Below are 17,028 nucleotides of genomic sequence, written 5' to 3'. Positions count from 1 at the left end.
GAAACAAAACAAAAACCAGCTTAGCTTCTTTTGTTTAACCATCTACTTTTTTCAATGGTAGGAAGTTTGATAAAGGTTTTGTAAAAACTAGCATTAACAATCACACCTGTATAAATAAAATATGACATAATGCTAAGAAGTAAAATAATGTACATAAAAGATGCAACAATGCCAAATTTATGATAATTAATAAGTGACGCTAAGGATCCAAAAATTAAAATATATAAAGAAGTTGGGATTGCAGCAATTAAAGCGCCAGGGTTAATTTGGGATAATTTAACTTTGAAATTTGGTGAAAATTTGAAAGAAATAAGCAGTGAGCAATAAATTAATAGAGGTAAAAATAAAATAATAGGTAATCAAAAAATAATTTGAAAATCCCAACGTAAATCTTTTAGTTTAATATTTGGTAAAAGTTTACCTTGATCAAAAACTCTATCTAAAATAAAAGTTAAAAAAGCCGAGTAAGTTAATAGAAAAATGGTCAATGAAATTGTAATAATGATACTTGTTAAAAAGCCCTTAATTCTTGTTTTTCAAAGAGCATTTGTTGTTTTGTGTCCATATAATGCATCGATTGAAAGAACAAATTTACTATATCCTTTTGATGATAATCATAAGATTGAAAGTGCCAAAATGATGAATGTAACAGCTCCACCAGCTGTCTTTAGAATTCCTGAGAATGTTGGAATAACATGCTCAATCCCAGGAATTAATTGGCCAAGAATAATAACCTTAATTACATTTTCATAATTTGGACTAATTAATCCTACTATTCCAATAACTAAACCAATTGTTGGAATAAAGGATAAAAACATATACATTGCAAATCCCGCAGGTACAAATGCAAATTCGTATGAATTTATTTTAAGATATGTATTATTAACAATTTCTTTTGCTTTTGTTTTTGAGCTTCTTAATGAGTTAGGCATGGCAATGAAGAGAATGCCATAGATAATTCATTTAATAATTTTTTCAAGCAAGTTTTGTCTTTTTTTATTTTTAACAATATGTCTTGTTGAAAAGTCTTTAGATTGCTCAAGATTTTCCTTATTTTCTTCTTGTTGCTCTGGGTCTTTATCTCATCCAGTTTGTAAAAAGTCTTTATTTTTTTTCTTCATTCAACGCCTTAATTAATTTATTTAGTTCAATTATGTCTGCTTTACCACTAGTTTTTTTCATTACTTGACCACTTAAAAATTTGGATGCACGATTGAAATTGTTTTTAAATTCAGCTTCCAAAGAAAGATTTTCTTTAAAAATTTCTTTGATAATTGCATGCAAATCAATGGCCTTTTTTTCTATAAAAAGATTGTTATTTTTAATGATGCTTTCAATATCGAAATCATTGTAATTTTTAATTTCTTCAAGAATTAATTTAATATTATTTTTCGAAATTTTTTCATCAATGGCAAATTGAATTAGTTTTGAAATTTCTTTTGAATTAGATAGAATTAAATCATTTTGGGTTGGATTTTGGTTGATATATGAAACAATTTCTGAAAAAAAGATATTTGTTGTTTTTTTAAAGTCGTTAGTATTCAAAGAATCTAAAAAATTAGCGTAACTTGTGTTATTAATAAGTTGCGAAATTTGTACGTTATTTAATCCATTTTTTAGATATCTTTGTTCTTTTTCATAAGGTAGCTCTTCAATTTTAATTGAATCAATTAATTCATTTGATAATCTAATATAAGGAATGTTTGGGTCTGGAAAGTATTTGTAATCAATTGCACTTGATTTTGAACGCATTATAACTGTGATATTTTTGTTTTCATCATATCTTTTTGTGCATTGTTCAAAAGAAATGTTATTTTCATAACAATTTATTTGGTAATTAGCTTCATATTCAATTGCTTTTTCAATGTTTGAAATAGAATTTAAGTTTTTAATTTCAACTCTTGTGTTTAAATCGTCTGAATTCTTTTTTCTTACTGAAATATTGACATCAACTCTTAAACTACCTTCATTCATTTTAGCATCCGAGATATTAAGTGCAAGAGCCATTTGTCTAATTGCTTCAACATATGCAGTTGCTTCTTTAGCTGAATGCATTACTGGATTTGAAACAATTTCAATTAATGGGACGCCAGATCGATTGTAGTTTAGAAGAGTATATTTATCTTGGTGAAGAGATTTAGCTGTGTCTTCTTCTAGATGAATTCTTTCAATTGAAATATCTTTTCAGATATCATCAACCTTAGCTTTTATAATGCCATTTTTTCCAATTGGGTTAAATTGTTGGGTGATTTGGTAGCCTTTAGTTAAATCAGGATAAAAGTAGTTTTTTCTATCAAAACGCACTAAATTATCGATTTTCATCTTTAAGCCTTTAGCGAGTTTAATGCCTTTAATTATTGCTTCTTTGTTTAAAGAAGGAAGTGTTCCTGGATAAGCTAAATCAATTGGTGATACATAAATATTTGGAATATCTGAATACAAATTGGGTTGACTTGAAAACATTTTGGTTTTGGTATTGAGTTCAATATGAATCTCAATTCCAATAACTAATTCTCAACTACTATTCATTAATATCCTCCAAGATTTTTTTTAGATATAAGCTGTGCGCAAATAACTTTGTATCATGATAAATTTTTGTATCAACTGCGATATTAAAAGGCATCAAAGTTTCTTTATCGACTCCTAATTTCATTGTTAAAGAAGGATTACCAACTAAATTTGCATAAGTTAATATGAAATCTAAATATGATTGATATTTTGGAGTTTCATTAATTTTGGAAGCAATGTCATTGGAAGCTGGATATATAAATAAATCAGCGCTTTCATGAATTTTTGTAAAATGATTAGCTAAAATTCTTCTTAATTTTTTAGCCTTAACAAAATATTTAATTTGATTTTCATTTTCTAAAAATAAAGAGCCTAGAATTAAACGACTTTTAACCATTTTGCCAAGATATTGGGATCTTGTTTTAATAAATGTTTCAGTTCAATCTTTTTCTTCTTTTCTTTGCCCAAAAGCAACGCCAGTTAAATTAGCTAAATTAGATGAAGCTTCAGAAAATGAAATGACTTTGTATATTACATCAATTGAATTAAAAAGTTTTTCATCTTCTTGAATTTCAATTAATTCAATGTTTTCTTTTTTTAGTTTTTCTAGAAGCTTTTTATAAGCAAAAGCAACAGAAGGACTTAGTTTGTCAAAGCAATTTAAATAAGCAATTTTTAGAGGCTTAATTTCTTTAATATCATTATAATCAAAGCTTAAATCAATAGAAGTCATATCATTTTGAAAATCTTTTTTGTATAGAACCGAAGAGATTTTAATGAGATCTTCTATGTTATGTGTGAAGTAAGCTACTGTATCTAGTGAGGAAGCATATGCAAAAAGCCCATAACGACTAATTGCTCCATAACTTGGCTTGAAACCAATTTGGCCAATGTTAGATGCAGGTTTTCGCACTGAATCTCCTGTATCTGAGCCAATTGCAAAATCAATTTCATCATAAAATGTCGCAGCTGCTCCTGAAGATGAGCCACCTACTAAATATTGAGCATTTAAAGGATTTTTAATTAAACCATAAGCTGAATGTTCACCACTACCAGCTAATCCAAATTCGTCCAAATTAGTTCTAGCAACACAAGCGGCTCCTGCTTCTTCTAATAATTTAAGAGCCGTTGCTTTATACTGAGGTTTAAAAGTCTTTAAAAATAAACTAGAAGCTCTACATGCAACATTAGTGTCAGCATAATTATCTTTGATTGTAAAAATATAGTTAGATAAAATTCCTCTGTCATTTAGTTTTGCATTATTAAAAACAATGCTAACTGCATTATTTTTATCATTAGTTAATTTGTTAATAACATCATTAAGGTTTTTATTCTTCATTGACGACTCTTTTCATAATAACTAAATTCTCATCATGAGAAGCTGCATTGGCTAGTAAGTCAGATTTTTTTATTGTGCTATCTAGATTTATTTCATCATCTCTTAAACATTCAAAGTCAACTTCTTTTTCATTAATATGAGAAAGTGGTTTAATGTTTTCTAGGTCTATTCATTCTAATTCTTGCAAAGATTTATCAATTGAAGCAAGCAATTTTCTTGTTAGCTGTACTACTTCATTGTCTGGTTCTAATAATAAATCATTAGCTAATTTCTTAATTTTTTCAATCTTCATAAGACTTTTTCCTATCATCTTGGATATGAAATAAAAATTTGGTCATTATATTCAGCATATTCTTCAGGAAGAGCAGCAAACTTAATTGAATATGAATGTAAATATAGACGTTTTGCTTTTTTTCCACCATATTTAGTATCACCTAAAATAGGGGCTTTGAGATATTCTAGTGTAGCTCTAATTTGATGTTTTTTTCCAGTCAGAATTTGGGCAAATTTACGGTTTCCTTCTTTAAAAAAGATTGTATGAGCTTTAATTCCAAAGTCAGGATTTACTTTCATTTTTTCATTTTTAATATCTTTTTCTAGGCGAACTGTGATATCAAGTTTTTCTTGATTGAAATTTTCAGAAATAAATTGGTAAATTTTTTCAAAATGTTTTTGGGCGGCTTCAAAAGTTACAAGAGTTGGATAATTTTTAGCATAAACTACAAGGCCACTTGTTTTTTTGTCCAATCTTCCAATGGAAGATGGTACAAAAGAAGAAGTTTTTTTGAAATTAAGGTATTTGTGCACTTGGTCATCCAAACAATTTTCTTCTGAATGCATGGCAACATTTGTTTCTTTATCAATGATTAAAAGATTTTTATCTTCATAGATTACTTTGAAATTAATGTTAGCTGTATTTTTCTTTTCAGGCTTTTTAATTTCTAAAAGGCCATAAACAATAATTTCATCGCCTAGTTGCAATTTATATTGTTTATCATTGGTTCGAATTCCATTAACCTTGATATCTTTTTGTCGAAAGATTTTTTCAATTCTAGATTTAGGAACATTGTCACAAACAATAAGAATGTATTTATAAAGAATACGTCCAACATCATCTTTTTTTGCAATAAATTTATTCATTTAAATCATCCTTTATAAAAATACCATCGTTATTTGTATCGCTTCTTTGGGAATCAAAAAGATTAAACTCTTTTTCAGGCATATTTTCCTCAACATTTGAGTAACGATCAAACTCAGGGAAAATGGGAAGTTCAGCTAATGTTTTAATTCTAAAGTAGTCATAGAATTTGTTTGTAATGCCATATAGGATAGGATTTCCTGGACTCTGAGCGACGCCAACTTCTTCAATGATGCCTTTTTCAAGTAGATTAGCAACAATCCCATCGCTTATAATGCCGCGAATGTTTGAAATGATGGAACGTGTTACTGGTTGCTTGTAAGCAACAATGCCAGCTACTTCAATAGCAGCATTGGAAAGTTTTTGCTTACGAGCAATGCTTAATAAATCTGAAATATGTTCCTTAGCTGCTTCAATTGTTAAAAACTTATAAACATCATTAAATTCATATACCTTAAGACCACGGTCTTGGTTATTAAAAAATGTTTTAAAGTCTTTTAACATTTTTTTTCCTTCTTGGATTGTATTAAGCTTAAAAACATCTCTTATTTGTTCGGGACTAACACCATCACTGCCTTGAATAAATAAAAGCGCTTCAATGATTTTATTATTCATATTTATCCCCCTTAGTTATTCTTATTGAACCTTCGTCTTCTTTTTGTTCTATAACTAAAATTTCTTGTCTTGCTAAATCTAAAATAGCTAATAAAGTAATTACAAAATGCCCCATTGAAGGAACATCAAAAATTTCTTCAAATGAAACTTCAAAACGATTTCTAAAAAGGCTAATGATGCGACTTTTTTGTTGTTCAGGGCTTACTGAGATTGTTGAAATTGTGATGTTTCTTATTATTTCTGAATAAGTGCGTTCAAACATTTTTCTTAGTGTAATAACTAATTTTGAACTACTGGAATAGCCATCTAAATTAGAAGGGTCAACTTCTTTTTTAAAGTTATCAGCTTCTTCTGGTTCTTTTGAAAAAATATCTTGTCTTTTTTCTTCTTTTTCTTTTAGGACAATTGAAATTTCTTTGAATTTTTCATATTCAGCAATTTGCTCAATCAAACGTTTCTTTTCTTGCTTGACTTCCTCATCTTCTTGCCCATCTTGCAAAAGCATTTTGGCCTTAAGTTGCAAAAGTGAGGCTGCCATAATTAAATAATCAGAAGCAATATCGATTTCATATGGTTTGATATTCTTAATGATTTCAAGATATTGAGTAACTAATTCAATTAAATCAATTTCAAAGATACTAATATTTTTTTCTTTAACTAAAGTGACAAGCAAATCAAGTGGACCATCAAAATTTGATAATCGAAAAACATGTTTGTTATTTTGATTTATAAACTCACTTGAATTTTTATTTTCAAGAGTATTCATACCTTAAAAAGTAATCCTTTTTATCTTTTTGAAAATGTATTTTTAATTGTTTCAGAAGAAGTGATTGTTTGGTCTATGTATGATGATGCAACAATGCTTTTAATTCATTCAGCAAAATCTTTTTTGTCTAGTGTTTGGAATTGCTGAGGTCTAATTACGGGGTGGAATTTAACTGTTACAACTAGTTTGCCTTCACGATTTTTATCTAATGCATTTGCAGCATTGTTAATTGTTACTGGTACTAAAGGAATATAAGTTGATTGTGCTGTTAAAAAAGCCCCAGCATGAAATGTTTGTAGTTTGCCATCTTTGGTTCTTGTTCCTTCAGGAAAAATCACACCACAAGTTGAATTTCTTTTCACATATTGGCCAAATTCTCTAAGAATAGCAAGAGCATCTTTTGGCTTATTTGTATCAATGTAAAAAGTATCAATTAATTCAGCTATTTTTTTAATCATTTTTTTCTTTTGCACTTCGTTTCGTGCAACAAAGGTAGCTGGTTTTGATTTCTTAGATCCATCCCCATGGTTTCATAGTGCTGAAACTATGATTAATGGATCCAGGTATGTAGAATGATTTGGTGTTAAAAAACAAGGTCCATTTGGAATATTTTCAAATCCTTCAACTTGTAGTTCGACATTTAGATGTTTAAGAATATTTGAACAGTGTTTTTGAATATAAAAATGCTTTTCACTTTGTTTATAATATTCAGGCATTTTTCTATTTCTTGCTGCCTTTGATTTTAAAACTGTAAGATTGTGAAGTAGTGGAATTGCTCTTCAAAAAATTCGTGTTTTTAATTTCATAGTATAAACTCCTTAATCAATTTTTTTAAATGCAACAGCTGCAACATAGCCATCTTCAATTGTTGTTGAAAGCTGAAAATCTAAAAAAATATACTTACCTTCATTAGTTTTTTTTATTAATAATTTCTTAAAATCAAACAATGAGTTATCAATCTTATAAATGCATTCTTTAATGGCTCATCTTGTTGCTAAAAAAACTGGTTTATTTTCTTTTTTTAAGCAATTGAATTCTTCGATTTCAATGGGGTGAAGAAACTTCTTAATTGTATTAATTGAAAGATGCTTAAATCGTTTGATTTTTGTTAAGTCAATTGAAATCATTTTGCCTCTAACGATAAATAATTATTAATTATAAATTAATAAATAATTTTGAACTTTAAAAACAAAAAATATGCAAACCATAACTTGCATATTTTTATTATTCAGCACAAAGTGGATCAAAAGGTGAAATCAATGTTGGTTTTTTATCTAGAGCTTCAAGAATCTCAGCTGTTAAGTATTTTTTATCAACGATTGCCATGTAATTGTAATCGCTAAATCACTCATCGCTCATTGAAAAGAAACCTTTATTGCCATTGTCAGTTCCCCAACTATTTTCAACTTTCCAAGTAATTGGATTGTCATTCTTATCTAAGTTAACTCCAACCATATTCATAGCATGTGAAATAACCGATGCTCTTGATTCAAATTTTTCTTTTTTGCTAAATTTAGGAGTCTTAGTTAGAGTTAAATCATAGTTATACAATTTTGAATCTAAGATACCTTCACGGTTTGAAAATGTTGAAACATCGCAACCAAATCAAATTGCTTCGCCACCTTTAATTTGGTTAATCATAACTCTCTTTAAAGTTTCAATGTCAACATTGACCATTGTTAAAGGAATACCGCCAACCATATTGTTTGAAAGAGGGGCTTGAATTAATGAATTAAGGGCAAATTTATTTCTTGGATCAGCTACTAAATCAACTTTGCCATCAATAAAATTGCCAATGTATTTATCAAAGAATTGCATTGGGCTCATGCATTCTAAAGAAACATATTTTCTATCTTTGTCCATGTATTCAAATTTGAATGTTTTTGGTGGTCTTCCTAAGGTTTTGATTAAGATATTATAAACATCACTTAAAGCTTCTTCTTTTAGTTTTAGAATTTCGTTTTTGTTTTTTGTTTCATTGAATAATTCTTTGATTCTAGAAGTGTATGCTTTCAATCTTCAGTTGATTTGATTTACCATATCATTAGTTGCTTCGGAGCTGTGTGATTCATTCATTGCATCCTTAGGAACAATGCCATATTTTTTAACTAAGTTTACAAAGAACTCTCAATAACCCCCATCTGAAATTGGTGTATCGTTAAAATGTCTAAATAATCTATCTTCATTATCTAGATTAATTCCTTCATTTACAAGTCAATCTAAATAAAAATTAGCTTTTTCTAGTTTGTCATAAAAATGCAAATAGTTTTGTGATAGTTCAATATTTTCGATGTTTAGATCTTGCATTAATTTAATTCTTATGGAATTAAGACCAGCAAAAATTCAGCATCTTCCACTTTGTTTTTGGTTAGTTATATTACCAACTTTTGTTTCATTTGAAAATATGAAATTGTGTTTTTTTACTATTTCATTATTTAATGAACTTTGTTTTAAACCAACTTTGAAGATTGCTCCTTCAATAACTTTATTGCTTAAATTGGAATCATAATTTTCTTGAAATTTATTTAATAATTCATCTGTAATGCAACTCATTTTTTTCCCTTATTTCTTGCCATTTTTTTTAGTTTTTGTACAAAATTCAGTTACTTCAATAATGTCTTTTAGACTTCCTATAAAAGTAATCATGTCATTTTCTTTAAGAATAAAATCCCCACTTGGTAGAAATGTTTTTTTATCTCTTTGGATTAAAGAAATTAAGACGTTATATTCATCTCTAAATGGTAATTCACTGATATTTCTATTAATAATATTTGGATTTTTTATGGAAGTTGTTGTACTTACATAGCCATCTTTAATTTCAACAATATCTTCTGAAAAATGCGTTAAGGAATTATCCGAAACCATAATAGCTACTTTTTTTCCTGCTTCTTCTTCAGGTGAAATTGTTTGCGTAATGCCAATTTGTTTTAGGATTCTTGCATGTCTTGAATTTAAGGATCTTGCAATAATTGTTTCAACACCTAATTCTAAAAGTGCTGAAACAATTTCAATATTATTTGGTGTTGCAACAATAACAACATCAAATTCTTTGACATTTAGTGATTCTAATGTTTTAATATCAGCACAATCTGCCACATAAACACCGTCAACATCATCCTTAAATTGAATTAGATTATGTTCATCATTATCAATTAAAACTAATCTTAAGTTATTTGCACTATCTGAAATTAGTTTTTTAACAATTGCTTGCCCAAATCTTCCAATTCCAATGATGCAAATTTCTCTTGCTCTTTTAAAAATTCCCATACTACACCCCATTATAAAAACTAATAATGTTTATTAAATATTATCATAATATTTTTTTAGTTTTCTATCGCAGAAAGAAAACTTAATTTTAGTAAGAAAATTACTGAATTTTTGGCCATTTTTAGCTAAAAAACTAAGTAATTTAGTTAGTTAGGCATACTTCTAAAATATTATAAAATATACTATTTTATATATTTTGGAATATAATTAGCGCATGCAAACTAAGAGTAGTAATGCAAAAAAAGTAAATGTGATTTTGAAATTTTTGCGAAAAATTGGAACAATTAGATATATCTTTATTATCTATATTTTGTTCACAATTTTAATTTCGCTTTTACTTTTTTGAAACATTACTCATAAGGTTGATGTTGCATCTAATCATCCAAAAGGAATTAAATATATTGATGCGCTATTTATTGCAACGTCTGCCTTTAGTGATACTGGTCTAACAACACTCACGCCATCTAGTACTTTTAATGAATTCGGACAATTTTTAATTGCCATTAGTATGGTAGTGGGTGGAATTGGAATTTTTACAATTAAGTTATATATATTCCAATCAATATTTGGCCTAAGATCAAATTTATTTAGCAATATGGTTTCACAAACAGAAAGAGGATCCTCGACTATTTTTGAAACAAGAAAAATGATTAAGGTAGCAATTTCATTTTTAATTATTACAACTGCCATTGCTTCAATGATTTTTACAATGCTTCTTTATTTTAGAAAGAATGATAATTTTGTAACAAGACCTGAAGATATAAAAGCTTTTGGGCAAGTGTATATGCCACAAAATGAAATTCCTTACCAGAATTTTTCACAAGCTTTAAGATTAGGGATTTTTCATGCCATAAGTTCCATTAATAATGCCGGTTTTGATTTGTTTGGAGACAAAAGTTTGCAACCTTTTTATAAGGATTTTGCATTCCAAACAGTCACTATTATTGTCTTTATTATTGGAGGAGTTGGCTTTCCTGTAATTTATGATATTTGAAGAAGAATTCAGCTAAAAAAAACCAATGCAGTTCATAGATTTCAACTTTTTACAAAGTTTACAATCATCACTTACATTGTTACAACCTTAATTGGTTTTTGTCTAACAGTTCTTTTAGAATATACTTCCAAAGCAGATAATGCTTTTTGAAGAGATGCTGATTATGGAAGCAGTGGGGATAAGATTTTTGCTATCTTTTTCCAAGTTAGTTCAACGCGTTCTGCTGGTTTTTCAACAGTTGATTACACACATTTTAGTCATTCAACTATTTTGGTGCACAGTATTCTTATGTTTATTGGTTTTTCTCCAGTATCAACTGCCGGAGGGGTGCGTAATACTACAATTGCAGTAATTTTTTTAAGTATTCTAACAATGATAACTGGTACTAGAAGAATTAATGCCTTCAAAAGACAAATAGGAAAAGATATTTTAATTAGAGCCGTAAATGTTTTTGCAATTGCATCAGTTTTAGTTACTATTTTTTCAATTATTACATATTCAACTTTTGAACATCCAAACCAAACCAATTTAACCTATGTTATTTTTGAAGCTTGTTCAGCTTTTGGTAACACAGGGCTATCCTCTGGTGTTACATCACATCAAAACCTTCATATTGCTGGAAAATTAAGTCTTATTTCGCTGATGATTATTGGCCAATTTGGTATCCCACAAGTAATTAAGTTTTTTGGAAAAGAAAAAACAAGATCAGAACACTATCAATATATCTATGAAGATGTATCAATAGGTTAGGAGACATTATTATGAAAGCAACTAAGATGATTAAGAAAGTAAGCAAGATTTTGCTTTCAACTTCTTTAATACTTAGCCTTCCTTTAGTTTCAGCTTCATGTAAAAAAGAAAACAAAGATGAAAAAAAGGATGATGCTAAAATAAAAAATAACATCCAAAGACCACTTAAGGGCAACATTAGTTATTTAGCAATTGGTGATGATTATGCTATTGGACACAATAATACAAATAACTCAAAAATAAATAACTATTTTGATCCTAAAACAAACCAAGTTTCTGGAATTTCTTATGCTTCTTATTTAGCAAATGCCATTGCAATGCTAAAAGATAAAGATACAAATTTAAAAGACTATAAAAACTATGGATTAGTAGCTTCTAATCTTGATGATTGACTTTTACTTTTAGATACAAAAGAAAACAAGCAATCATCCCACTTAGAAAAAACTAAAAAAATCAATGAAAAACTTGGAACTTTTAATTCTAAGTTAGAAAAAAAGAATTTAATTCAGAGTTTAAAGGATGCTAATCTTTTAACAATTTCTCTTGGTTTTAATGATATTTTTAAAAAAGAAGAACTACTAAACTTAATTTTCAACCAAATTGAAAATTCAGATACACTACTTAAAAACTTAGAAGCTGAAATTACAAAAAGATTAAATGAAATTGCTGCAAATTATCCAAAACTAATTGAAGCAATTAAACAAATTAATCCAAACATTAATATTAATTTAACAGGTTATTTAACTCCTTTTTTACATCTACAAAAAATTGAGCAAAATAAAGAAATTTCTAAGTTTTTAAATGAAACTACAAACAAACTTAATGCTATTATTAAAAAAATTGCATCTGAAAAAGAAATTAATTTCTATTCATTTGAAAATCCAAACTTAATTATTTCTAATATCTCAGATTTTGGCTCTGATTTCTTAAGTTTTTATCCAAATAAAAACGCTTATAAAAAATTAGGTCAAGATATTTTTGCCAAAATGGCAATAGATAAAGATAAATATAACTTACTATTTAGTAACAAAGAAAAATCCGATCATAAAATAGCTCTTTTATTTAACAAAATTCCTGAAACAATTAAGGCAGTTGTTTTTGGTATTAATGATTCAAGTAATGGCGCTTATAATGTTCCATATACTTTTGAAAATCTTGAACAAAACAAAGAAATCATTGATTCAGAAAAAAAGAGTAATTCAGTAGAATTCCTTTTAGATGAATTTGCAATCAATTTAGATTCTTTAAATGAAAATTCATTAAAGAAGCTTTTAATGGGCTTATTTTCATCTATTGGAATTAGTAACAAAGACTTTTATTCTTTAATTAATGATTTATTAAAAAACAATAAAGATTTAGTCTCACTTAAAAACCTAATTAAACAAATTCTAGAATCTTCTACCTTCATGTTGCTTTTAAAAACTTCTAATACTAAGATTTTATCTTTAATTGAAAAACAATCACACCATAACACAACCTTAGAGCAAATAAGAAACCAAACTGCCCTTGTTTTAGAAGATAAAACAATCATTTTTAATTTATTGAAAGATATTTTTAATGATAAGTTTTTAGAAAATAAGCAAATGTTTGATTTTCTAAAAACAAATTTACCAAAAATCATTGAATCTTTATTTGGCAATGCTTTAACTAATAAATTATTTATAGGTCCTCTAAAAGAAATTTTCTTTAATAAGATTGATAAGAATTTAATTAATAAAGAACTCGCAAAAATTATCAATGAAATTTCTTTAAATCTTTTAGATAAAAGTAAAAGAGCTAAGTATTTTAAAGAAAATGATTTTTCTTCATTTGTAAAAGCGCTTTTAAAAGATATAGAAGAAAGTCAAATTAATTTGTATGCTTTTGTGCTAGACTCAATAAGAAAAAATGAAAATTTATTTAATAAAGTAGTTGATGAAATAACTGCTAGTTTAGATGGACTTTATAAAATTAAGCATCAAGAAAAGGTCGCTGATGTTAAATATTTCATTAAGTCTTTATTAAGTGCAGTTGATTTAAATAAATTAAAAGATAAAAATGAATGATCTTATGGAATTTTTAAACTTCTTATTGAAAGTATTGTGCTAAATAATGAAAATCCAAAACAAGAAATTACAAAAAAATTCCTTATTAATTTAGCACTTAATAACAAACAAGGAATTAATCAAGGAAACAAATTATTCTTTAAATTAATTAGTTTTCTTCCAGATAAATTAACTTCCTTTAACAAAGATAAATATGTTAGTGGAATGGTGCATCTAACTGCTTCATTAATTGATATAGAAAGATTTTTGGAACCAGATAAAATTTCTGATTTTATAAATAACAAAGACCCTCTTCTTGATTTTATTAAGAATATTTCAGATAAAAAAAATAATGCTGACTTAACTCAAGAAGGTAAAGAAAATATCAAGAAATTTATTTCAGTTGTAATTGATGATGGACTAAATAATAATCTTGCAAAATTAATCTTAGAAAAATTTACTAACTTTGCCATTATTATGCCTTTAAGCAATCTAATTAAGGCTAATGGTTTAGAAAAAGAATTATTGGAATTAAATTCCAACTACAAATCAATTGAAGACTTAGTTAAATCATGATATAAAGGGCTTTACGAATCAGCTTTAAGTAAAGAAGTTGTTGATAAAATCAAAGAAACAATCAATAACATTGTTTTTGATGAAAATCAAAAATATAGGAAAGAAAATCCAATTAAATTCTTGTTATCAGTATTAGAAAATGCTGAGGAAAATGGTATCTTTAAAATAGTTGAAGAAGTAAGTAATCAACTAGGAAAAAAACAAGAAAACTACAAATTCTTTGTTGATTTTATTACTCTTTATTTAAAAAAGAATTTTAAGATTGAAATTGATGAAAAAGATAAAAAAACTATTCTACCTGCAATCAATAAATTCTTTGGAAAGTTCCCTAAATCAAAGATTTTTACAACACTAAAATCTAACTTTATTAATTTAGTTAAAGAAATAAATAAAAAAGAAATTAAAGACCTAGGTCAACTAGGAGTCGCATTTAAGAATGATCTTTCAAGATTAACTAGTTCGTTATTTGAAAAAAATAATATTGAAGAGTTACTTGGTTTAATTGTTGGTGAAAATAAAGAAGCTAAAGATAGTGCAATTGTTAAATTACTGCAATTAGTATTATCAAAAGTTAATGACCAAAATAAAGATACAGTTAAAAAAGAAGTTGGGAAATTAATAGGAAAACTTATTGATAGTCCAAACTTCAAAAACTTTATTAGTTCCCAAATTGATAATATTAGTAACTTAATTTTGAAAGAGGATTCTAACGTTAAAGAGCTTGCAAAACAAACTAAGCAAAAGTTGCAAAAACTTCTTTTAAGTGACGAAATTAAGTTTAAAGAATTAATTACACAGTTAATTAATTCGCTTTTTGACAATAAGAATGGAACTGAAAATCTAAAAGATTTAGATTCAATAGGTAAATGAATTTCGAAGCTTTTAAAGACAAATAAGAATTTGTTTGATGAAAAACTTAAAACCATTTTAAGTGAATTAATTGGGGATCAAAAATACTTAAAAGAATTAATTAAGTTTGCTTTAGAAGTTGTAGGTAAGAAATTTAACTTTACTTCAATAAATGATCAAGTTAACGACATTGCAGAATTCTTATCAAGATCAATTAGTAATTTGAATAAAAGCGATGGACTTTCAGACTTAATTATTAAGATATTTGGTTCATTATTAAACAATGGAATTTTTGACAAGGGATTTGATTCTAACAAAATAAAAGATAGTGTTCTATCAACACTAAAGATGTTTGATTATAAAGAGACACTAAACGAAGAATTCTTTAAGAAAGCTGCTGAAGCAGTATTTGATAAGTCAATTTCTAAAGAACAATTCACAAAAGAATTAACTTCTCTATATTATTATTTATCAACTAACATACCTAAGCTAATAGCTGCTTTAAAACCAAGTAATGGAAATTCAAGTAGTCCTTCTGGCAATCCTGGTCGTGGCGATTCTTCAAATGGTGAAGGCGAAGAAATGAAGAAACTATTTGACAGCCTTGAACAACTAATTATTAATTCATTAAAAGGTTTGAATGGTGCTTTGGCTGATGGGGGTTATAAAGATATAAGAGAAGCTACTGTTGAAACTATATCAAAGATAATTAAAGAAGAATTATCTAAGGCAATTAAGAATATTAAAAGTGATTTATTATCATCAAATAAATTAGTTCCAATAATAGAAGCATTTTTAGATAATCAATACTTTAAAGATTTAATTAAAAATGTTATTGATGATTTCTTATCCAAGAAGGAAATTAAAGAAAATAAATCTTCAGAGATACTAAACAAAGTATTAGAAAGAGTTTCAAATAAAATCAATGGAGATATTCCAAATCTGATTAAGAACTTATCTAGTGACGATAAATTGATGGAAAATATTGCAAGTAGCTTAATTGATTTTCTAGGTTTAAAGGATACAAACGAACAAGACAAAAAATTCTTGTCTGAACTATTGAAAAAAATATTAGAAAATCTAGCTAATAATAATTATTTAAAAACTAAGATTGTAAAAAGAACTACACAACACTTAACTGATTACAGCAAGAAATTTGAAATAAAAGAACCATTCAAATGAATAATAGATGCAATAGATAAAATTAAATCTGGATTTAGTCTATCAGACTTAAATATATTAGGTGAATTAGTAGGGGAAGATAAACCTATTAATGGAGAAAACTTAGTTAAACTAGTTAACTTATTATTTGGTAAAAGTGACTTTACTAATTCCTTATTATACAAAACACTTAGAAATATAAATATGAATCCTGATGTTTCAAAGAGAACAAATATGAAAACATTAAATGATGCAGTTGGAAATGCAATTAGTGGAATTTTTTCATTTAATAGAGGGTCTAATTCAAGCGATAGTAATGATCCACATAATATGACTCCATCATTGGATGCATTGAAATTTGCCGATGATATTTTTAAAATAATTTATGGTGAATATTCGAAAAAAACTAAAGACAAAAAAGATTTCAAAGAAAAGTCGCAAACAAATGAATGAAAAGCTGTTTATCGTTTGAAGGTAGCAATTGATTTTCTTGTCTTTGAAATGTTTGGACGTGAAACTGAAACAAAAGATCGTGATAATTGAAGTAAGGTAAATCTATATTCTGGAACTAGAGCTTTATTGTGAGAATTACAAGAAGGAACTAACCTTAAATGAATTCCTGGAGTAGGTAATAAATTTTATGGAATGGCAGGATATTTTAAAGATTTAAATGAGCGTCGCCAATTTACTAATTATCTGAAAGATGAAACTAGTGGTTTTTTAGGATTTGGTAAAAAATATGTTTACTTTACTGAAGATGACTATGGTCCTGAATCAATAACCTATATTATTACAAGTTCTGGATATAACGAAAAAGAAAAAGAACAACATTTAAAGGACTTTAAATTTAAATATTCTGTAGATGAAAAGGAAAAGTCAAAAAGAATATCTAAAAAAGAATATATCCTCCTAACACTAAAAGAAGGTGGATATGGTAAATTCATGAAATTGAACAGCAAAAAATCAGAATCTAAATGGTCAGGGTTAAATACTTTAAATGTTGATGACTTTTATCCTAAAGAAATAAATTAGTTTTTGCAG

General features: G+C 27.2%; 13 protein-coding genes. 2 read left to right on the top strand and 11 right to left on the bottom strand.

Annotation, left to right across the window (positions count from 1 at the left end; all coding sequences use genetic code 4):
- Positions 1 to 20: 20 nt before the first annotated feature.
- The 11 genes from MAU_RS00255 to MAU_RS00205 form a co-directional block, all read right to left on the bottom strand.
- Entirely contained in the window at positions 21 to 1,121 is a 1,101-nt protein-coding gene (locus MAU_RS00255) for a YhjD/YihY/BrkB family envelope integrity protein (protein WP_004423119.1), read from the bottom strand.
- Positions 1,105 to 2,529, bottom strand: a complete 1,425-nt coding sequence (gatB, locus tag MAU_RS00250) for an Asp-tRNA(Asn)/Glu-tRNA(Gln) amidotransferase subunit GatB (protein WP_004423117.1) — start codon at positions 2,527 to 2,529, stop codon at positions 1,105 to 1,107. The genes MAU_RS00255 and gatB overlap by 17 nt, the downstream gene beginning before the upstream one ends.
- Positions 2,522 to 3,847 (bottom strand): amidase family protein, encoded by a 1,326-nt coding sequence (locus tag MAU_RS00245; RefSeq protein WP_004423114.1) that lies wholly within the window; start codon positions 3,845 to 3,847, stop codon positions 2,522 to 2,524. The genes gatB and MAU_RS00245 overlap by 8 nt, the downstream gene beginning before the upstream one ends.
- Positions 3,837 to 4,139: a glutamyl-tRNA(Gln) amidotransferase subunit C gene (locus tag MAU_RS00240; protein WP_004423105.1), complete on the bottom strand. Its 303-nt coding sequence runs from the start codon at positions 4,137 to 4,139 to the stop codon at positions 3,837 to 3,839. Before MAU_RS00240 ends, MAU_RS00245 begins: the two co-directional genes overlap by 11 nt.
- 11 nt (positions 4,140 to 4,150) lie before the next feature.
- On the bottom strand, positions 4,151 to 4,987 hold the full coding sequence (locus MAU_RS00235) for an RluA family pseudouridine synthase (protein ID WP_004423102.1): 837 nt from the start codon (positions 4,985 to 4,987) through the stop codon (positions 4,151 to 4,153).
- Positions 4,980 to 5,600: an SMC-Scp complex subunit ScpB gene (gene scpB / locus MAU_RS00230; protein ID WP_004423099.1), complete on the bottom strand. Its 621-nt coding sequence runs from the start codon at positions 5,598 to 5,600 to the stop codon at positions 4,980 to 4,982. Before scpB ends, MAU_RS00235 begins: the two co-directional genes overlap by 8 nt.
- Positions 5,593 to 6,366: a segregation/condensation protein A gene (locus MAU_RS00225; protein ID WP_004423097.1), complete on the bottom strand. Its 774-nt coding sequence runs from the start codon at positions 6,364 to 6,366 to the stop codon at positions 5,593 to 5,595. Before MAU_RS00225 ends, scpB begins: the two co-directional genes overlap by 8 nt.
- A 20-nt stretch (positions 6,367 to 6,386) precedes the next feature.
- The gene (locus MAU_RS00220; protein WP_004423095.1) at positions 6,387 to 7,172 is read right to left on the bottom strand and encodes a lysophospholipid acyltransferase family protein; all 786 of its coding nucleotides are present in this window, start codon (positions 7,170 to 7,172) and stop codon (positions 6,387 to 6,389) included.
- A 12-nt stretch (positions 7,173 to 7,184) separates the two neighbouring features.
- Positions 7,185 to 7,493: a 4'-phosphopantetheinyl transferase superfamily protein gene (locus MAU_RS00215; protein ID WP_004423093.1), complete on the bottom strand. Its 309-nt coding sequence runs from the start codon at positions 7,491 to 7,493 to the stop codon at positions 7,185 to 7,187.
- Between the two features lie 97 nt (positions 7,494 to 7,590).
- Complete coding sequence (locus MAU_RS00210; RefSeq protein ID WP_004423089.1) at positions 7,591 to 8,919, bottom strand: aminopeptidase C; 1,329 nt, start codon at positions 8,917 to 8,919, stop codon at positions 7,591 to 7,593.
- Between the two features lie 9 nt (positions 8,920 to 8,928).
- Entirely contained in the window at positions 8,929 to 9,633 is a 705-nt protein-coding gene (locus MAU_RS00205; RefSeq protein WP_004423088.1) for a potassium channel family protein, read from the bottom strand.
- Positions 9,634 to 9,847: 214 nt separating this feature from the next.
- On the opposite strand from MAU_RS00205, the gene MAU_RS00200 reads away from it, so the two are divergent.
- Both MAU_RS00200 and MAU_RS00195 read left to right on the top strand, forming a co-directional pair.
- Positions 9,848 to 11,377 carry a TrkH family potassium uptake protein gene (locus MAU_RS00200; RefSeq protein WP_004423087.1) on the top strand — a complete coding sequence of 510 codons (1,530 nt, stop codon included), beginning with the start codon at positions 9,848 to 9,850 and terminating at the stop codon, positions 11,375 to 11,377.
- Between the two features lie 11 nt (positions 11,378 to 11,388).
- Positions 11,389 to 17,019: an SGNH/GDSL hydrolase family protein gene (locus MAU_RS00195; protein ID WP_004423085.1), complete on the top strand. Its 5,631-nt coding sequence runs from the start codon at positions 11,389 to 11,391 to the stop codon at positions 17,017 to 17,019.
- Positions 17,020 to 17,028: the final 9 nt, after the last annotated feature.

This window comes from Metamycoplasma auris 15026 (assembly GCF_000367765.1).
GTDB lineage: Bacteria > Bacillota_I > Bacilli_A > Mycoplasmatales > Metamycoplasmataceae > Metamycoplasma > Metamycoplasma auris_A.
This window is presented reverse-complemented; position numbering and strand designations above follow the sequence as displayed.